This window comes from Kaistia dalseonensis (assembly GCF_030814715.1).
Lineage (GTDB): Bacteria > Pseudomonadota > Alphaproteobacteria > Rhizobiales > Kaistiaceae > Kaistia > Kaistia dalseonensis.
The window spans coordinates 447,729-464,875 of record NZ_JAUSVO010000001.1; the positions used below are offsets into that span (position 1 = coordinate 447,729).

Consider the following 17,147-nt stretch of genomic DNA (forward strand, 5'->3'; position numbering starts at 1 on the left):
TTCGTTCGTCCTCGGGAGGCGGCGTCCCGGATTTGGTGCGGCGCGTGCCCCCATATCGAGCGGCCGGGAGGGCCTCATGTCTCCATCCACAGTCACGGAACCGCAGGTCGAGACGCTCCTGACCGGCCTTTTGCTCGGCGAATCCCCGCGCTGGCACGACGGCCGTCTCTGGTTTTCCGATTGGGGCGCCGGCGAGATCATGACGGTCGATCCGGCCGGCGCGCATGAGACGATCCTGCCGGTCCGCGCGCTGCCCTTCTCGCTCGACTTCCTGCCCGACGGGCGGATGCTGATCGTCGCGAACAGCGCGGTGCTCTGCCGCGAGGCCGATGGCGCCGTGCGGCCCTATGCCGATCTCTCGGCGCTTTCCACCAAGCCCTGGAACGAGATCGTCATCGACGGTCGCGGCAATGCCTATGTGAATACGATCAATTTCGACTTTCCCGGCGGCGCGTTCCAGCCGGGCATCGTCGCGCTGGTCACGCCGGACGGCCGGGTTCGACAGGTGGCCGATGACGTGGCCTTTCCCAATGGCATGGCTGTGACGCCCGACAATGCGACGCTGATCCTGGCCGAATCCTATGGCAATCGCCTGACCGCCTTCGATATCGACGCCGATGGCGGCCTTTCCGGCCGGAGGGTGTGGGCGACGCTCGAGGGCTGCTATCCCGATGGCATCTGTCTCGATGCGGAAGGCGCCGTTTGGTATGCCGACGTGCCGAACCGGCGCTGCGTGCGCGTCAGTGCCGGCGGTGCGGTGCTGCAATCGGTGGCCGTCGATCGCGGCTGCTTCGCCTGCATGCTTGGCGGAGCGGATGGCAGGACCCTTTTCATCCTTGCGGCCGAATGGCACGGGGTTACAGATTCGCCGGTGCAGACCGGCGTTGTGCTGACGGCGCGCGTGTCGGTGCCTGCCGCCGGCTGGCCCTAGCCGCGCGGTGGCTCGACCGAAGTTCATGATATGTTCTAATCTTCCTTATGCGAGCGGAGGACGAGCAGAATGACCACGAGGCCTGTGCGGCATGTCAGCATCAGCATCGAGCGACGGCCGGAGGACGTCTATGGCTTCCTGTCCGACCCCGCCAATTTCCCGCAATGGGCGGATGGTCTCGGCCATTCCTTCGAGCCGCTGGGCGGGCCGGACTGGCGCGCCGTGACGCCGATGGGCGCGATGATCATCCGCTTCACGCCGCCCAATGCCTTCGGCGTGGTCGACCACGATGTGATCCCAGATGACGGCGCGCCGATGGCCAATCCCATGCGCGTGATCGCCAATGGCGATGGTAGCGAGGTCATGTTCACGCTGTTCCACCGTCCCGACATGTCGGACGAGGATTTCGAGCGCGACGCGGACTGGGTCGCGAAGGATCTCCGTGTGCTGAAGGCCGTGCTCGAAGGCTGAACCCTCAGGCGGCCTCGGCGCGGCCGATCCGATAGACGCCCTTGAAGTCCTGCGGATCGACCGGGCGGCCCTTGCGCAGGATCGCCACCTTGCCGTCGCCGGCGAGGCGGATCGCTGCATTGCGGATCGGCATCATCAGGAGCCGCCACTGCTTCTCGTCCGTGCCGGCGATCGCGCGGGCGATCTCGGTCGGGTCGATGCTCTTGCCCGGCGGCAGCGCGTCGAGCAGGCGGAGCAGGGTGGTTTCCACGAGGGCGGTGTCGGCGGTCATGAGCGGCCTTTCAGGGCGGCGGCGATGACGCTGCGCGCCGAGGGCGAGAAGAACTGGCGATAGAGCTGAACGGAAAAGACCAGCGTGGTCGTCGCGATCAGCATCCAGGCGTTGATGAACCAGCCGAGATAGCCGACCGCGAAGAAGAAGGCGCGCAGGCCGTGGTTGAAATGCCGGCCGGCGGTGATGGTGAAGACGGCGGCGCGATCGGCGGCCGCGATCGAATCGGCTTCTCCCGCATGTGCCGAGGCGGGCGTCGCGCCGACGAGGATCGAGGCATAGTTGAACAGGCGGTACGACCAGCCGAACTGGAAGAAGGCATAGCCGAAGATCAGCATCAGCCCGATCGCCTTCAGTTCGAACAGGCCGCGCGGCGCCGGCTGGATCAGCGCGATATCGTTCAGCACGCCATAGATCCGGTCCGTCGCATTGAGCAGCGCGAAACTGCCGCCGATCGCCAGCAGCGAGGTCGAGGCGAAGAAGGCCGTCCCGTTCTGCAGGCCGCTCATGATGCCGGTATCGATCATCCGCAAATCGCGGCGCGCCATGGTGTGCATCCATTGATGGCGCTGGAAATCCATGGCCGAGGAGAGCGAGCGGCCGGACCCGGCGAAATGGTTGATCACGCTGGCATAGATCGTCCATGCGACGAGGAACCAGACGACGGCGATGATATCGAGCAGCGAGACACTGAGCACGATGCACTCCCCCGAACCGTGGCGATGGTGCCAGAGCGTGGGAGGCCCGGCAACCGTGGCGGTCAGCGCGCCGGCAGCCGGCGCGCGATCTGATGGCGGAAGATGACGAGCACGGCGAGGCTCACCAGCCCGATGCCGCCGAGGATCGGCGAGCGGATCATCATGCCGGCCGCCGTCAGGACGAGGCCCGTTATGATGCCGACCATGGCGACGCGGCTCGACAGGATCTGAAGCTCGTTGGGTTCGGTACTCATGAGGGTTTCATAGGCCAGTTCTGGTGCGGATCACAATCGTTCTTGTGGAAAGGGAGCGGGTGTGTTTGACCTCCCGTCATCGCGGGAGAATGCTCGTTTCATGACCGTTCATCTGATCAAGCCATGACCCTTCATCTGATCAAGCTCTGTGTCGGTGTCGAGAGCATCGCCGAAGTCGTCGAATGGATCGCGGAGGATCTCGCCCGCCAGCGTGCGCTCGGCCTCGAACCCGAGGATACGCACACGACGCGCATGGTGCCGAAGCGGATCCCGGAACTGCTCGATGGCGGCTCGCTCTACTGGGTGATCAAGGGCCAGGTCCAGGCTCGTCAGCGCCTCCGCGATTTGCGCCCGGTGGTGGGCGCCGATGGTATCCAGCGTTGCCGGATCGTCTTCGACCCGGAGGTGATCCCGACCGAGTGGCAGCCCAAGCGCCCGTTCCAGGGCTGGCGCTATCTCGAGCCGAAGGACGCGCCACGCGATCTCGCCGCTCTCGGCGGCGGGCCGAACGACGACATGCCTGACGCGCTCAAGGCGGAACTGGCCGAACTCGGACTGCTCTGAAAGAAGCGACGCAACGAAAAGCGTTGAAGGCCGACCGGCGACACTTAGCGCGAAGCCGCGCGCGATCCTCGCCATCCACCCAGATGGCCCCCGCTCGCTGCCGTTCAAGCCTCAGACGGCGATATTGTCGATCAACCGCGTCCGCCCCAGCCAAGCGGCCACCAGCAGGCGAAGCGGCTCGGTCGCAAGGTCGACCGGCTCGGCCAGTGTGCGGGCATTGCGCAGCGTCAGATAATCGGGCGTCCTGAAGCCGCTGGCCACGAGCCGCGCCGTGCCGGCCTCGATCAGGGCCGCTGCCGGCTGGCCGGAGCGGATCCCCGCCGCGATCTCCTGAAGCGTGGCGGCGAGGATCGGCGCGACGGCCCGCTCCTCCGCCGTCAGATAGGCGTTGCGGGAGGAGAGGGCGAGCCCGTCAGCCTCGCGGATGGTCGGCAGGCCGATGATCTCGGTCGGCAGGCGCAGATCGGCGACCAACTGTGTCACGACGGCGAGCTGCTGATAGTCCTTCTCGCCGAAGAGCGCGACATCGGGGAAGCCGGCGATCAGCAGCTTCGCCACGACCGTCGCGACGCCGGCGAAGAAATGCGGGCGGAAGTCGGTCTCGAGGCCGAGCGCCGGACCCTTGAGCGTGATCGTCGTGGCGAAGCCGGCCGGATACATCTCGGCCGCGTTCGGCGCGAAGACGGCCTCGACCCCGAGCGCGGCCAGCTTCTCGACATCGCTCGCCTCGGTGCGCGGATAGGCGGCGAAGTCCTCGGTCGGGGCGAACTGCGCCGGATTGACGAAGATGGTGACGATGATCCGCTCGGCGCGCGCGCGCGCCGCCTCGACGAGCGCGAGATGGCCGGAATGCAGGGCGCCCATGGTCGGCACCATGCCGACGCGGAGGCCGGCGCGATGCCATTCGGCGGAGAGCGCCTGGAGCGTGTCGACGGTGCGGATGATGCGGGGCGGGGTCGTCATGTCGACGCTGATCCTCGATGCGGGGCGCTAGACTGCTGGGCCTGACCGCGTGTGGCCGCCCGGCCATTGCGACCACGCTCTAGCAAATGGCGGCGCCGAGGGCCATTGCAGCGCGCCGCCTGCCGCCCCATTAGAGGAAGGGGCCGTGCAGAATCGGCTCGTCCGGGAGAGCCATGGGCCTGATCATTCCACTACTGGGTGTGTTCGTCGTCGCGATCGGTCTCGCCTGGCTGTTTGCCGGCGAGAAAGGGCCTGAGGCATTGGGGCGGGCGGTGCGTCGTGGCGGCGCCTGGGGGCTGGTGGCCGTCGGCGTCGGCCTGTCGCTGGCCGGCCGCATGGCGATCGGCCTGCCACTGCTCGGGCTCGGCGTCTCCATGCTGAAGCCGCAGCGCCTCTTCGAGCACAAGCCCGTCCTCGACGCCAACCGCGTGCTGCGCGGCCGCTTCGCCGGCCGCACGCTCGATTCGCTCGGCCGCGACGAACTGGCGGCCCTCCATGCCGATCTCGCCGGCGCGCCGCGCGATCGCTCAATCCTGGAAGCGCATCTCGATCGCCGAATGCCCGGCTGGCGTGAAGACGTCGAGCGTGATGCGGCAGGCCGGTCGCGCCGCGCGACGGGCGCGGGCACCATGACAAAGGAGCAGGCCTACCAGATCCTTGGCCTTGCGCCCGGCGCTTCCGAGGCCGAAATCACCGCGGCCTACCGGCGGCTGATGAAGGGCGTTCATCCCGATCAGGGGGGGTCGACGTTCCTCGCCGCTCAGATCAACCAGGCGAAGGACAGGCTCCTCGACGGACATCGCTAGCTCCCATACGCGATACAAAGCGGAAGGCTAGAGGGACGGGACACCATCGCGCTCACTGGCGGATGGCGAGGCAGGACACGGAACGCTTGGTCAGATAGGCGCAGGCGGCGCGGGCCTCGTCCTTGCTGTCGAAGCCTGCGAAACGGGCGCGGTAGAAGGTGGCGTCGCCCTTGGTGAAGGTCTCGACCACGGGCGTCGCGTCGGCGAGCACCTTGCCGCCCTTGGACTTGGCGGTATCGAGCATGGAGCGGGCGCCATCCTGGCTCGGGGCGGCGGCGATCTGGATCTTCCAGCCGCTGCTTTCCTGGTCGGGCTGCACGGCGGCGGCGACCGGCGGGCTGTTATCCTCGGTATCGCCCTGGGCGATCGTGCCGCCTTCTTCGGTCGGGTCGTTGTCGGCGGTGGGAACCGGGCCGGCGATGGAGGCCGTCACGACCTTGGGGGTCGCCACCGGCTTGCCGCTCGGGCCGGCCTGGAACACCATGCGCGGGCCGTTGGACGGCGCCGGATCGGCTTCCGCCATGGCGATCGGAGCGACGGAGGCCGTCGCGACCTGGTCCTCGCCATCCTCGCTATTGTCGTCGACGGCCGCGACCTGCTGGACAGCGGGCTGCGGACGAACGCGCGGAGCGGGGGCGGCCGGGGCAGCCTCGGCGACGACCGGCGCCGTATCGGCATCGGCTTCCTCGATCGCCGGGGCAGGGGCAGTTGCGGCCTTGGCGACCATGAAGCCCGGCTTCTTGCCGCCGGCATAGGCCTGCGGCACGTATTTATCGAGCAGGCTGACCATCTGCCGGTCGCGCGCGCCGCCCGAACTTCCGCCCATGACGGCCGCGACGACATAGCGGTTGTCGCGCTTCAGCGAGGTCACGAGGTTGAAGCCGGAGGCGTTGGTGTAGCCGGTCTTGATGCCGTCCACGCCCTCGACGCGGCCGAGCAGCTTGTTGTGGTTGCCGATGGTCTGGCCGCGATAGACGAAGGCGCGGGTCGAGAAATAGCGATAATAGCTCGGATAGCGCTCCTGCAGCGCGCGGCCGAGCGTCGTCATGTCGCGCGCGGTTGTCCACTGGTTCGGATTGGGCAGGCCCGAGGCATTGCGGAAGGTGGTGCGGCTCATGCCGAGCGAACGCGCCGTCGACGTCATGCGGCGGGCGAAGGCGGCTTCGGTGCCGTCGAGATTTTCCGCGATCACCACGGCCGCATCATTGGCCGAGCGGGTGATGAGGCCGAGCATGGCGTCGCGCACGGTCACGGTCGAGCCCGGCTTCAGGCCGAGCTTGGTCGGCGACTGGCGGGCGGCGAAGGTCGAGACCTTGAGCTGGCTCGACATGGAGAGCTTGCCGCTGTCGAGCGCGCCGAACAGCAGATAGAGCGTCATCATCTTGGTCAGCGAGGCGGGATGGCGCGGGCCGTCGGGATCCTTGGCGTAAAGGACCTTTCCAGTCTTGGCATCGACCACGATGGCGGATTGCGGGGCGGCATTGGCTTCGACCGTCGTCGTCGCGATCGTCGCGCCAATGACGAGAAGGGCGGCGAAAGCGCTCCGGATCGTCCGGGCGCCATGCCGTCCGAGGGGGCTGATTGCCTTCAACATGTCGAAAGAATTCTCCGCGTCTCACTGGCCGAAAAAGGAACGCCGGCAGTGCCCATTCGAATCGAAACCCATGACCGGTTCTTTTTTGAGGCAGAGACCGACACGTCGCGCATTTCGCTTCGATGGGAGGATCGAAGGCTTTCGATTGTCGCGCCGTCCGGCTCCGCCGATGGGTTCTGGAGCGCTCTTGCGCCGCGTCGCCCGCCGATCACCAACAAAGGCTAAGGAAACGCCGTTACGAATCCGTAAAAATCGACAATTTGTCCCGGTCCCGTTTTGAGGCGCCGCCCGGGGGCGACGTTAGCGGCGATTTCACTCTTTGTGCAACGCAGCAATTTTGCTTGACTTTGGTGCTGCGGCACCTAATCGTTTCTCGTGGGCAGGCTGGCCATCCCGCCAGTTTCCGTCGCGGAGGGATCTCATGATCAGCGGTTTCGAGGATGTGCAAAAGGCTTCCAAGGAAAATATCGACCTGGCAATGAAGAGCTTCGACGCCATGGGCAAGGGCATGCAGGCCATGGCCCTGGAAGCCGCCGACTATTCGAAGAAGAGCTTCGAGAGCGGCAGCGCCGCGCTGGAAAAGCTGATGGCCGCCAAGAGCATCGAGAAGGTCGTCGAAGTTCAGAGTGAGTTCGCCAAGTCCGCCTATGAGGGCTATGTCGGCGAGATGAACAAGTTCAGCGCCATGATGACGGACTTCGCCAAGGACGCCTACAAGCCGTTCGAGAGCATGTTCGGCAAATATCCGAAGTAAGCATCGGCTCCTTGCCGATCGACCGAAGCCCGGCCTCGCGCCGGGCTTTTTGTTGGCTGCGTCGAAATGGTGCAGCGCGGCGTAAACGTTTTCGGAAGTCACGCCGAGGCGCCCCGTCGGCGATCGCCGCGAGGGTTGCAGGAGGTGGCGCGGGGCGCAGCGAACCGCCGGCGTCCAGGCGGGCGCCGGCGAAAAGTGGTTTGATCATGTGCCTGGAACCGCCTGGTCGGGCGATCCGCGGCCCCGCGCACGGGATGTTTTCCAGCCTGTTCTCGATCGACCCGGGGTGTATCGTTGCTTGGGCCACCCCTTCGACGATGTCGCGCGCCGCGAAAGTGCCGCGGCGTCGTCCTGTGCCCTGCGTTCCAGGGCAGGCGTATCGAGCTTGGCCGCCGCCGCTCACCCGGTTCGTGACGCCGGATCAACGACAGCTTCCCGTTTCCCGCCCGCGTCTCGGAACGACCGGTTCGCCCTCCTGCATGGGCGGGAACGAAGCGATTATGCGGCCGCTCCGGGAGGGCGGGGATAGAATTTAATGAAGTTTATTTTATCCCCGCGTTCCAAACCCGTGTTACGCGCGGGCGCGCGCGCCCGCCCGATGGTTGGGCAGATCGCCCCGCGGGCAGGGCACAGGGCGCTGTCTCGCCGCTCCATCGGACCCGGCTGGCGCGCGGGCGCGACCGGCCCGGGCGATCAGCGGTGGTTGCTGCGGCAGGCGTTGATGTCGTTCGTGCCGCCGCTGCCGCAGGCGTTCGGCGGATTGTTCATCGCGTAAATCGCGGCAGCGTTGTTTGGATCGTAATTCGTCGAACAACCGGCAAGTCCGGCGACGCCGGATGCGACGGCGATCAGGATGAGGAAAGAGCGCATGTTGAGTTTCCCGGAAGCTTGGAATGAGCTGCTTGTACCGCTTCGCTGTCGTCGTCACCCGGGGCCGGCGCCAACCCGTCGTTCAGGCGACGGGTTGGTGACCGGACGGGTTGGCCGCCGACGCGCCGCGATCAGCGGTTGCTGCTGCTGCAATCATTGATGTTGGCCGTGCCGCCAGGGCCGCAGCTGTTCGGCGGGTTGTTCATCGCCTGGATGGCGGGATCGTTGGGATTGGTGGTGCAGCCGGCGAGGCTGGACAGGCCAGTGAGGCTGCCGGCCATGGCGAGGAGGATGATGAAGGAACGCATGTCAGGAATCCCGGGCTTGTCCCTCACGCGAGGGTCATTGCGGATATAGGGTCTGGCGCGCGCCGGACCAGCCGCGCTTTGTCGCACTCGCATGGACCCATGCTCACAAGAGCGCGATGATCGAGATCAATCCTCCGCCGCTGCCGGCCAGAGCCGTTCGTCGAAGCGGAAGGGCCGCGTGCTCGCGATCGCCAGCGCGGCGGCGCGCGGATGGGCCGGGTTGATGAGCAGGTTGGCGCTCTCCGGCACGATGAAGGAGGGCACGCGCAGGATCGGCGTGCGCGCTTCCGCCAGCCAGCGATCGCCGAAGGCGACGGGATCGTCGGGCAGCGTCGCCGCCGTCTCGATCTCGAGCGCGTCGCAATCGATCGCCACGAGCAGATAATCCTCCGGCAGCAATTCGGGCGGCAGGTCGAGATGCACGCGCACTTCGAGCACGGCGAGCGCCGCCGTCTCGGCCGCATAGATCAGCGCCCGGCCGCGCGCATTCCAGCGCCCGCCATAGAGCCGCGCGCCCGCCCCGGAGAGATCGGCATAGGGCGCGCGACAGATGCGCCAGGCGATCATCGCGGCGACGCCGTCATGCTGGTGAGGCTGTCATGGTGATCGGGGATCATGGGCGAGGCCATTCGGGGCGGGCGCCGTCATCGGGCGATGCGATCATGGGCGCGATGCGTTCAGGAGGCCGGACGCCGATGCGGGTGTTGCGCCTCGCGCCGTGACGGTACGCGCGGGGCATCGGCGGACCGCGCCGTCAGGCGGCGATGCCGTGGTCAATGCGGCCGAGCAGCGTCTCGACCTGCAGCGCGCCCTCCGACGTATCGAGCAGCGAGAGCGGCGCGACACCGGCGAGCGCGGTCGTCGGCCGGCGCAGCCATGTCGCCGCCTTCTCGCGCGAGCCGAACGTATCCTCCGCCGCCGCGATCACCCGCGCCGCGCGCATCAGCCGGTCGGACTGGTCGGCGGTCAGGCGGCCGATCTTCTTGCGATGGGAGAGCGTCTTGCGCGGCAGCACGACCTCGTCGACCTCGGCAAGCGTCATCCGCCCCGTCGCGATGACATGATCCACCGCCGCCACCGGCAGACCATGCCGCACGGCCGCAATCAGATCCTGCCCGGTCCGAATGACAAACCCCAGCGTCGGCTCCCCGCCGACTATGTCGAGCGCATGCGTATGGGTCATGAAATTGCCTCCAGGCGATATGCCCGGAATATAGGGGCATATGGCCGGGGAGGGAAGGGGACGCTGTTCAGGATAAGGGTTCCACAGTGGCTAGTTTCACCAGCAGGCGATCCTCTGTGGCAAGCCGGCTGGTGTCAAAATGCCGATGGAAGGCCGAAGCAGTGATGCTATAGGCATCCTCACTCTCCGGCTGGAGGTTAGTGGCAGCGCCCCACCAATCTACGCCCCGATCTGCTTTCAGCGAATATGCGACATAGTTGGCGAGTATGCCCAGATCCATTTTATGCTGGCCTGCGACCTGCCGTACTGTTTGCTTTAGGCTGGCGACGCTTCCATTCGCCCGCTCCACGGCTTCCCTATAGAGCTCTTTGGCATTTCCTCCGAGAAGAACATTGCCCGCAAACTCATTGGCGGCAAGTTCCTCCTCTGACTCCCTTCGGTCAGGATCTGAACCGTCGATGCTGATGGCCTCAAAGTCAGAGCGCGCTTCATCGCCCGCATGGTACAATTCATGAACCAAGTCGAATAGCCATCGTGACTCTGATCTCACTGACTGCTTCAGGACAATGACGTTTCGATCGTTGATACGCCAGCAACATCCGTGGAAACGGATCGGGTCGCTCAACGGAATAACGGCGATACCCATGCCCCAGACCTTGTCCAGTGCGGACTGTAGGGTTAACTCGCCACGCTCGCATAGGAAGTCGCGCATCTGCTTCCAGTCCCGAGGTACTGGCACGCTTTCCGTGTCGATGACGGATGAGACCCGTTCTGCTACATGGTACGCGTATTGGGTGTAGGCTCGGACTCGAACGGGATTGGCGTCTTTCGGAAGCTTATAACGCGCGATATCAACTGCGGCGTAGTTGAAATTATTGGAATCGATGCTCCCGTCTGGGCGAACTACTATGTTCCAAATATTCTGCAGATATTTTGATGCAGCAGCGATTATTTCGTGTGGCTTCGGCCCTGCGTCGGGGACTATCCTCCGTTGGAGAAACTTAAGATCGATGCCGAGCGCACTCAGTGCGCTAGCGCTGCTTCTTGCATTGCTCTGAAACGATATGCTCTCAAGAATTGAGATGTCGAGCGCATCGGCGATTTTGACTAGATTATTGAAGCCAGTGGTTTCGTAGTCAGCATTTTCCCAACGCTGGACTTGTTGAGCCTTGACACCAATGCGATCCGCTAGCTCTTGGTGCGTTAGCCCCCTGACAATCCTTGCCTTGATAATGCCAAGGGGCAACCCTTCAAGCGAACCCACCTCGATCCGATCGACTTTGCCCGACTTCAAACAATGGTACTCGTCGATCTCCCGTTGCAACGTCGAGAGCTGACTTTCCATCCCGTCGATATAGGCCTTCCACATGATTGGGTGAGTGTTCTCAGGGGCATCACGGTGGCGAGCGTCAGCGATCGCTTCTTCGAAGCGGCGGGCCTGCTTCTGCGTGATCCCAAGCTGGCGCTCGTTCTTAATCATGGCAATGTTCCCAAATCGATAACCACAATACCCTTCGGTTTGCCGTCTTTCGTATGTTGAAAGAAGCTTAAATATGGTTCTCCTAACAGTGTCGCCTTACCTTCGGCAAAGAACATCTCGCCGAGATACTTCGCCTTTTGTGCCGCACGTTCGTTACTGAAATCGAAAAAGACAGAATCTAGTTTGGTCGGATCAACTCTCGCAATTTCAAAACAAGCATCCCAATCTCCTGGATTTGCCTTTTTTGTTGCAAAGCTGCCATCGACGTAAACTCGCGTCACTCCGGCCAGCGCCAATGCTCTACAGGCGGCCAAGAGGCCCCCCATCAACATCTTCCGCCGGTCATTATAAGCAAGAAGCTCTTCAGCCTCCGACCAGGTGAGGGTATGGATGCCCGCTGGCAACCTGCCACTAACGCCACCAAATCGCAGCTTCATAACAACCTTTATGTTGTGTTGATTACAGGGGAGTCAAGCACAATCAATGGACGCCTACCGGTGCCAGCTCCGCTGGATTGGTCCCGACAGGTCATCTCCTGTCGGGGGGCGCGCGTGGAGCGAGCTCAATCCCCTACGAACACCCGCTCGTATTCCCGCAGGTGTCGCACTTCAGGCAGGTGCCGTTGCGCACCATGGTGAAGTTGCCGCATTCGGTGCAGCTTTCGCCCTCATAGCCCTTCATGCGCGCGATTGCGGCCTGTTCGGCGGCTTTCGGCTTGGGAGGGGCCGAGGGGGCGATCGGCTCGGCGGCGCCGATGACCAGTTCGGTCGCGGCCTCGGCGGCCGGGTCGCGCTTGAAGGCGGTGGCGACATTGCCGGCCTGGCTCGTCGTGCGCAGCGCCGTCACCGTCGAGCCGGTCGCGGCCGGAGCCGCGGCGGCGCCCTTCGATTCACCGGCGCGGTCGACGATCTTGAAGCGCTCCATCTTGCCGCGGACGAGGCCGTGGCTGACGGGCGCGGGGCGCGAGGTCGGCACATCGCCGCCGCCCAGCGTCGTCGCGGTGTTGTCGTCCGGGATGACATGGGCGAGATCGTTGCGGCCGAGATAGGAAACGGCGAGCTCGCGGAACACGTAATCGAGGATCGACGTCGCGTTCTTGATCGCCTCATTGCCGGTGACCATGCCGGCCGGCTCGAAGCGGGTGAACACGAAGGCCTCGACATATTCCTCGAGCGGCACGCCATATTGCAGGCCGAGCGAGATGGCGATGGCGAAATTGTTCATCATCGCGCGGAAGGCGGCGCCTTCCTTGTGCATGTCGATGAAGATCTCGCCGAGGCGGCCATCGCGATATTCGCCGGTGTGGAGATAGACCTTGTGGCCGCCGACATTGGCCTTCTGGGTGTAGCCCGTGCGGCGATCCGGCATCTTCTCCCGCTTGCGGACCTCGCGCTCGATGATCCGCTCGACAATGCGCTCGGCGATCTGCTCGGCGCGCGCCGCCGGCGTCTTGGCGACCAGCGCCTCGACCGCGTCCTCCGCATCCTCCTCGTCATCGGCGAGAAGCTGCGAATTCAGCGGCTGCGACAGCTTCGAGCCGTCGCGATAGAGCGCGTTCGCCTTCAGCGCCAGCTTCCACGACAGCATGTAGGCGCTCTTGGCGTCCTCGACGGTCGCGTCGTTCGGCATGTTGATGGTCTTGGAGATCGCGCCCGAGATGAAGGGCTGCGCCGCCGCCATCATGCGGATGTGGCTCTCGACCGAGAGATAGCGTTTTCCCAGCTTGCCGCAGGGATTGGCGCAATCGAACACGGCGTAATGCTCGAGCTTCAGGAAGGGGGCGCCTTCCAGCGTCATCGCACCGCAGACATGGATGTTCGCGGCCTCGATCTCCTTCTTCGAGAAGCCGAGCGCCGGCAGGATCTCGAAGGCGGGATCGTTGAGCTGCGCCTCGGTGAAGCCGATGCTCTTGAGGAAATCCTCGCCGAGCGCCCATTTGTTGAAGACGAACTTGATGTCGAAGGCGGAGGCGAGCGTGCCTTCCAGCTTCTCCAGCACCTCGTCGGTGAAGCCCTTGGCCTTCAGCGCGGTGTGGTTGACGCCGGGCGACTGGCGCAGCGAGGCATGGCCGACCGCATAGGCCTCGATCTCGGCGATCTGGTGCTGGGCATAGCCGAGCGTCGAAAGCGCTTCCGGAACGGCGCGGTTGATGATCTTGAAGTAGCCGCCGCCGGCGAGCTTCTTGAATTTGACCAGCGCGAAATCCGGCTCGATGCCCGTGGTGTCGCAATCCATGACGAGGCCGATCGTGCCGGTCGGCGCGATCACGGTCGCCTGGGCGTTGCGATAGCCATGCGCCTCGCCGAGCTCCAGCGCCTTGTCCCAGGCCGCCTTGGCATGGGCGGAGAGCGCCTTGTCCTTGAGCGAGCCATGGTCGAGCGGAACCGGGACGACCGAGAGGCCTTCATAGCCCGTCGTCTCGGCATGGGCCGCGCGGCGATGGTTGCGGATCACGCGCAGCATATGCTCGCGGTTCTTGGCGAAGCCGGGGAAGGGGCCCTGCTCCTTGGCCATCTCGGCCGAGGTCGCATAGGCGGTGCCGGTCATGATCGCGGTCAGCGCGCCGCAGATGGCGCGGCCTTCGGCCGAGTCATAGGGAATGCCGGCGGTCATCAGCAGGCCGCCAATGTTCGCATAGCCGAGGCCGAGCGTGCGGAACTCATAGGAGAGTTCGGCGATCTCCTTCGACGGGAACTGCGCCATCAGCACGGAGATTTCGAGCACGATCGTCCAGAGACGGCAGGCATGCTCGTAGTTCTCGACGTCGAAGCTCTTATCCTCGTTCCTGAACTGCAAGAGGTTCATCGAGGCGAGATTGCAGGCCGTATCGTCGAGGAACATGTATTCCGAGCACGGGTTCGACGCGTTGATGCGCCCCGAGGCCGGGCTGGTGTGCCACTCGTTCATGGTGGTGTTGAAGTGCAGGCCCGGATCGGCCGAGGCCCAGGCGGCGTGGCCGATCTGCTCCCAGAGGTCGCGCGCCTTCAGCGTCTTCGAGATCTTGCCGTCGGTGCGGCGGACGAGGTTCCAGTCGGCGTCGGTTTCCACGGCGCGCAGGAAGTCGTTCGAGATCGAGACGGAATTGTTCGAGTTCTGGCCCGAAACCGTCAGATAGGCTTCCGAATCCCAATCGGTGTCGTAGATCGGGAATTCGATGTCGGTATAGCCCTGCTTGGCGAACTGGATCACGCGCAGGATGTAGTTCTGCGGCACCAGCGCCTTCTTGGCGGCGCGGATCTCGCGCTTCAGGGCCGGGTTCTTGGCCGGGTCGTAGCAATCATCGCCCGAGCCCTCGCAGTTCACGCAGGCCTTCATGATGGCCTTGAGGTGCTGCGCGTTGATCTTCGAGCCGGTGACGAGGGCGGCGACCTTCTGCTCCTCATGCACCTTCCAGTTGATGTATTTCTCGATATCGGGATGGTCGGCGTCGACCACGACCATCTTGGCCGCGCGCCGCGTGGTGCCGCCCGACTTGATCGCGCCCGCCGCGCGGTCGCCGATCTTCAGGAAGCTCATCAGGCCGGAGGACTTGCCGCCGCCGGAGAGCTTCTCGCCCTCGCCGCGCAGCTTGGAGAAATTGGAGCCGGTGCCGGAGCCGTACTTGAACAGGCGCGCCTCGCGGACCCAGAGGTCCATGATGCCGCCCTCGTTGACGAGATCGTCGGAGACGCCCTGGATGAAGCAGGCATGCGGCTGCGGATGCTCATAGGCGGTCTTCGACTTCACCAGCTTGCCGGTCTTGAAGTCGACGTAGAAATGGCCCTGGCTCGGGCCGTCAATGCCATAGGCCCAATGCAGGCCGGTGTTGAACCATTGCGGGGAATTCGGCGCCACCTTCTGCGTCGCCAGCATGAAGCGGTGTTCGTCGAAGAAAGCCTGAGCGTCCGCCTCGGTGTCGAAATAGCCGCCCTTCCAGCCCCAATAGGTCCAGGTGCCGGCCAGACGATCGAAGACCTGGCGCGAATCAACTTCGCCGACATAGCGCTCCTTCTCCGGCAGGCTCGCGAGCGCCTTTTCGTCAGGCACGGAACGCCACAGGAAGGAGGGGACGTCGTTCTCCTCGACGCGCTTCAGCCGCGCGGGAACGCCCGCCTTGCGGAAATATTTCTGCGCGATGATGTCGCTCGCGACCTGGCTCCAGCTCGTCGGCACGGCAATGCCCTCGAGACGGAACACCACCGATCCGTCCGGGTTGCGGATCTCGCTCTTGGTGGTTCGGAACTCGATCCCCGCATAGGCCGATTGCCCCGCTGTCGTGTACCGCCGTTCGATCCGCATTGTCTCAAGCCCTTCGTTGCAAGCGGCGAAGCCCAGCCCGCCGCCGGCCGGTTCAAACGTGACCGACCTTTGTCCTTGCCCAACGCATTACACGTGACGGAGTTCACTGTCTCCATCATCTAGTGCCCAAAATACGCAGGGACTCTAAATATAGTGTTTATGACCCAAAAAGCACAGGTCGGCACACACGAAAAATCGGGCAAGGAGCGGCCCATGCAAGGAGGGACGATGCCCGCTGCCCGCTTGCCGATCCTACCACCGATGTACTGGAAAATCCGGGCTGTGCCGCCCGGCGCGCATTCCACATTCAACAGAGGCGAAACTATTCCGAGTCCGACAAAAGCGTCAAGGAATAGTGGCGCGCAAAAGTTAGACGCCTACATCTGGACAGATGCGCCGGAATGTGTCGCGACCACGACGTGCATGGGCCCGATCGGCGGGTCAAAACGGAGGGGATGAAGATTACCAATATGTTGCGGCGCGCTATGCCCTTCACGACGGGTTCGTGACGGCTGGCCCGGACCGCGCGACGGGGTTTTTCCTGTCCTCAGTTTCCACAGGCAGGTGAATCGGCGGTGGTGGAATTGATGAGACGGCTTGCACGATGCCGATCCGCGGAGACCGCCATCCGAGGGACGAATCGAGTCGGGCTCGACGCTCCCGATCGGGGCGCCGGGGCCGTGCCTGTCATGTCCGGGGGAGGGCGTTTACGGCAGCGGCCGTTCGTCGAGGCGCTCGGCCATCATGACGAGGTAGCCGTTCGGATCGAGCAGGAAGATCTCGCGCTGGCTGCTTTCCCGGTCGCCTGTGCGGCGCCAGACCTCACGCGGGCCGTGATGCAGCGCAATGCCGGCATCGGTGACCGTGGCCTCGACCGCCGCTAAATCGGCGACATAGATCTGGAACATCACGCCCCGGCCGAAGGGGATTTCGAGCGGCCCGGTTTCCCAATTACCCGAGCGCTGGCAGAGCATGATCTGCGTACCCTCGGGCCGTTCGAGATAGACGAAGCCGTGCTCGGGCCGCTGATAGGCGATGGTGAAGCCGAGTATGTCGCGCCAGAAGGCGAGGCTCACCGCAATGTCGGCGACGAGCAGTTCCGGCACCATGGAGGCCCATCCGGAAGCGGGCAAACGGCCATGCAGGTCGCTGGTCAACCGCAGCTCCCAGGGTCGGCAGGCCACAGGACCAATTCAACCATGCCCGCATCGAAGCGGAGCCGGGCGCCTATGGCAGTGCAGCCTCGGGGTTCTAGCTCGGCGTCCAGGCGTCGTAATCGCCGGTGACGCGCGGGCGCTGGTCGGCGCCGATGATCGAGCCCTTGGGGCGATAGGCGGCGGCGGTGCCGGTCGGGTTGGCGCGGTGCGGCTTCTGCCACGCGCGCGGCTTGTAGTTCTGGCTCGGCGGCGGTGCCTCGACGCGGTGGTGCATCCAGCCATGCCAGCCGGTCGGGATCTTCGACGCTTCGGCATAGCCGCTATAGACGACCCAGCGCCGCTCGGGGAAACCACCGGCGGTGCGCGCCTTGTCGGGCGTACGGTAATAAATATTGCCGAATTCGTCGGTGCCGACCTTCTCGCCCTTCTTCCAGGTGTAGAAGCGCGTGCCTATGGTCTGGCCGTTCCACCAGGTAAAGAGCTGGGTCAGCAAGCCGGCCATCGGGCACCTCTCTCGGCAATACGATTGATCACTGCCTTATGCCGCTCCGCCGCCGCCAAGTCA

The 17,147-nt window shown here is 64.6% G+C and carries 19 protein-coding genes; 5 read left to right on the top strand and 14 right to left on the bottom strand.

Annotated features, from left to right (window positions below; genetic code table 11):
* Nucleotides 1–76 precede the first annotated feature (76 nt).
* Complete coding sequence (locus tag QO014_RS02025; RefSeq protein ID WP_266346975.1) at nt 77–931, top strand: SMP-30/gluconolactonase/LRE family protein; 855 nt, start codon at nt 77–79, stop codon at nt 929–931.
* Between the two features lie 69 nt (nt 932–1,000).
* Nucleotides 1,001–1,402, top strand: coding sequence for an SRPBCC family protein (locus tag QO014_RS02030; protein WP_266346976.1), 402 nt, complete (start codon nt 1,001–1,003; stop codon nt 1,400–1,402).
* Between the two features lie 4 nt (nt 1,403–1,406).
* Here QO014_RS02030 and QO014_RS02035 read toward each other — a convergent pair whose 3' ends face one another.
* The 3 genes from QO014_RS02035 to QO014_RS02045 form a co-directional block, all read right to left on the bottom strand.
* Nucleotides 1,407–1,673 carry a DUF3253 domain-containing protein gene (locus QO014_RS02035; protein WP_266346977.1) on the bottom strand — a complete coding sequence of 89 codons (267 nt, stop codon included), beginning with the start codon at nt 1,671–1,673 and terminating at the stop codon, nt 1,407–1,409.
* Nucleotides 1,670–2,371, bottom strand: a complete 702-nt coding sequence (locus QO014_RS02040) for a DUF599 domain-containing protein (RefSeq protein WP_266346978.1) — start codon at nt 2,369–2,371, stop codon at nt 1,670–1,672. Before QO014_RS02040 ends, QO014_RS02035 begins: the two co-directional genes overlap by 4 nt.
* 62 nt (nt 2,372–2,433) lie before the next feature.
* Nucleotides 2,434–2,625 carry a hypothetical protein gene (locus QO014_RS02045; RefSeq protein ID WP_266346979.1) on the bottom strand — a complete coding sequence of 64 codons (192 nt, stop codon included), beginning with the start codon at nt 2,623–2,625 and terminating at the stop codon, nt 2,434–2,436.
* Between the two features lie 123 nt (nt 2,626–2,748).
* Here QO014_RS02045 and QO014_RS02050 point away from each other — a divergent pair, with 123 nt between their 5' ends.
* Nucleotides 2,749–3,189: a DUF1489 family protein gene (locus QO014_RS02050; RefSeq protein ID WP_266346980.1), complete on the top strand. Its 441-nt coding sequence runs from the start codon at nt 2,749–2,751 to the stop codon at nt 3,187–3,189.
* 111 nt (nt 3,190–3,300) lie between these two features.
* On the opposite strand, the gene panC is transcribed toward QO014_RS02050, so the two are convergent.
* Nucleotides 3,301–4,152, bottom strand: a complete 852-nt coding sequence (gene panC / locus QO014_RS02055) for a pantoate--beta-alanine ligase (RefSeq protein ID WP_266346981.1) — start codon at nt 4,150–4,152, stop codon at nt 3,301–3,303.
* A gap of 173 nt (nt 4,153–4,325) precedes the next feature.
* Between panC and QO014_RS02060 the strand changes: the two genes are divergently transcribed.
* Nucleotides 4,326–4,958 (top strand): DnaJ domain-containing protein, encoded by a 633-nt coding sequence (locus QO014_RS02060; RefSeq protein WP_266346982.1) that lies wholly within the window; start codon nt 4,326–4,328, stop codon nt 4,956–4,958.
* A 52-nt stretch (nt 4,959–5,010) separates the two neighbouring features.
* Here QO014_RS02060 and QO014_RS02065 read toward each other — a convergent pair whose 3' ends face one another.
* Nucleotides 5,011–6,552: a serine hydrolase gene (locus QO014_RS02065; protein ID WP_266346983.1), complete on the bottom strand. Its 1,542-nt coding sequence runs from the start codon at nt 6,550–6,552 to the stop codon at nt 5,011–5,013.
* Nucleotides 6,553–6,973: 421 nt separating this feature from the next.
* On the opposite strand from QO014_RS02065, the gene QO014_RS02070 reads away from it, so the two are divergent.
* Nucleotides 6,974–7,306, top strand: a complete 333-nt coding sequence (locus QO014_RS02070; protein WP_307257374.1) for a phasin family protein — start codon at nt 6,974–6,976, stop codon at nt 7,304–7,306.
* A gap of 693 nt (nt 7,307–7,999) precedes the next feature.
* Here QO014_RS02070 and QO014_RS02075 read toward each other — a convergent pair.
* The 9 genes from QO014_RS02075 to QO014_RS02115 all read right to left on the bottom strand — a co-directional run bounded on the left by QO014_RS02075 (nt 8,000) and on the right by QO014_RS02115 (nt 17,084).
* Nucleotides 8,000–8,176, bottom strand: a complete 177-nt coding sequence (locus tag QO014_RS02075; RefSeq protein WP_266346984.1) for a YgdI/YgdR family lipoprotein — start codon at nt 8,174–8,176, stop codon at nt 8,000–8,002.
* 131 nt (nt 8,177–8,307) lie between these two features.
* Complete coding sequence (locus QO014_RS02080) at nt 8,308–8,484, bottom strand: hypothetical protein (protein ID WP_266346985.1); 177 nt, start codon at nt 8,482–8,484, stop codon at nt 8,308–8,310.
* Nucleotides 8,485–8,610: 126 nt separating this feature from the next.
* Nucleotides 8,611–9,051 carry an RES family NAD+ phosphorylase gene (locus tag QO014_RS02085; RefSeq protein ID WP_266346986.1) on the bottom strand — a complete coding sequence of 147 codons (441 nt, stop codon included), beginning with the start codon at nt 9,049–9,051 and terminating at the stop codon, nt 8,611–8,613.
* 187 nt (nt 9,052–9,238) lie between these two features.
* Nucleotides 9,239–9,667, bottom strand: a complete 429-nt coding sequence (locus QO014_RS02090; RefSeq protein ID WP_266346987.1) for an Xre family toxin-antitoxin system antitoxin — start codon at nt 9,665–9,667, stop codon at nt 9,239–9,241.
* 67 nt (nt 9,668–9,734) lie between these two features.
* Nucleotides 9,735–11,147, bottom strand: coding sequence for an XRE family transcriptional regulator (locus tag QO014_RS02095; protein WP_266346988.1), 1,413 nt, complete (start codon nt 11,145–11,147; stop codon nt 9,735–9,737).
* Nucleotides 11,144–11,584, bottom strand: a complete 441-nt coding sequence (locus QO014_RS02100) for a DUF6932 family protein (protein WP_266346989.1) — start codon at nt 11,582–11,584, stop codon at nt 11,144–11,146. The genes QO014_RS02095 and QO014_RS02100 overlap by 4 nt, the downstream gene beginning before the upstream one ends.
* Before the next feature lie 133 nt (nt 11,585–11,717).
* Nucleotides 11,718–15,425, bottom strand: coding sequence for a vitamin B12-dependent ribonucleotide reductase (locus tag QO014_RS02105; RefSeq protein WP_266346990.1), 3,708 nt, complete (start codon nt 15,423–15,425; stop codon nt 11,718–11,720).
* Nucleotides 15,426–16,132: 707 nt separating this feature from the next.
* Nucleotides 16,133–16,582 (bottom strand): VOC family protein, encoded by a 450-nt coding sequence (locus QO014_RS02110; RefSeq protein WP_266346991.1) that lies wholly within the window; start codon nt 16,580–16,582, stop codon nt 16,133–16,135.
* A 94-nt stretch (nt 16,583–16,676) separates the two neighbouring features.
* Nucleotides 16,677–17,084, bottom strand: coding sequence for an NADH:ubiquinone oxidoreductase subunit NDUFA12 (locus tag QO014_RS02115; protein ID WP_266346992.1), 408 nt, complete (start codon nt 17,082–17,084; stop codon nt 16,677–16,679).
* Between the last annotated feature and the right edge of the window lie 63 nt (nt 17,085–17,147).

What these genes read in the sequence shown, in the direction of transcription:
- QO014_RS02060 (WP_266346982.1), top strand. Translation starts at nt 4,326, where the DNA reads ATGGGCCTGATCATTCCACTACTGGGTGTGTTCGTCGTCGCGATCGGT.
- QO014_RS02030 (WP_266346976.1), top strand. Translation starts at nt 1,001, where the DNA reads ATGACCACGAGGCCTGTGCGGCATGTCAGCATCAGCATCGAGCGACGG.
- QO014_RS02080 (WP_266346985.1), bottom strand. Translation starts at nt 8,484, where the DNA reads ATGCGTTCCTTCATCATCCTCCTCGCCATGGCCGGCAGCCTCACTGGC.
- QO014_RS02090 (WP_266346987.1), bottom strand. Translation starts at nt 9,667, where the DNA reads ATGACCCATACGCATGCGCTCGACATAGTCGGCGGGGAGCCGACGCTG.
- QO014_RS02065 (WP_266346983.1), bottom strand. Translation starts at nt 6,552, where the DNA reads ATGTTGAAGGCAATCAGCCCCCTCGGACGGCATGGCGCCCGGACGATC.
- QO014_RS02025 (WP_266346975.1), top strand. Translation starts at nt 77, where the DNA reads ATGTCTCCATCCACAGTCACGGAACCGCAGGTCGAGACGCTCCTGACC.
- QO014_RS02035 (WP_266346977.1), bottom strand. Translation starts at nt 1,673, where the DNA reads ATGACCGCCGACACCGCCCTCGTGGAAACCACCCTGCTCCGCCTGCTC.
- QO014_RS02085 (WP_266346986.1), bottom strand. Translation starts at nt 9,051, where the DNA reads ATGATCGCCTGGCGCATCTGTCGCGCGCCCTATGCCGATCTCTCCGGG.
- QO014_RS02075 (WP_266346984.1), bottom strand. Translation starts at nt 8,176, where the DNA reads ATGCGCTCTTTCCTCATCCTGATCGCCGTCGCATCCGGCGTCGCCGGA.
- QO014_RS02105 (WP_266346990.1), bottom strand. Translation starts at nt 15,425, where the DNA reads ATGCGGATCGAACGGCGGTACACGACAGCGGGGCAATCGGCCTATGCG.
- QO014_RS02115 (WP_266346992.1), bottom strand. Translation starts at nt 17,084, where the DNA reads ATGGCCGGCTTGCTGACCCAGCTCTTTACCTGGTGGAACGGCCAGACC.
- QO014_RS02100 (WP_266346989.1), bottom strand. Translation starts at nt 11,584, where the DNA reads ATGAAGCTGCGATTTGGTGGCGTTAGTGGCAGGTTGCCAGCGGGCATC.
- QO014_RS02095 (WP_266346988.1), bottom strand. Translation starts at nt 11,147, where the DNA reads ATGATTAAGAACGAGCGCCAGCTTGGGATCACGCAGAAGCAGGCCCGC.
- QO014_RS02050 (WP_266346980.1), top strand. Translation starts at nt 2,749, where the DNA reads ATGACCCTTCATCTGATCAAGCTCTGTGTCGGTGTCGAGAGCATCGCC.
- QO014_RS02070 (WP_307257374.1), top strand. Translation starts at nt 6,974, where the DNA reads ATGATCAGCGGTTTCGAGGATGTGCAAAAGGCTTCCAAGGAAAATATC.
- panC (WP_266346981.1), bottom strand. Translation starts at nt 4,152, where the DNA reads ATGACGACCCCGCCCCGCATCATCCGCACCGTCGACACGCTCCAGGCG.
- QO014_RS02045 (WP_266346979.1), bottom strand. Translation starts at nt 2,625, where the DNA reads ATGAGTACCGAACCCAACGAGCTTCAGATCCTGTCGAGCCGCGTCGCC.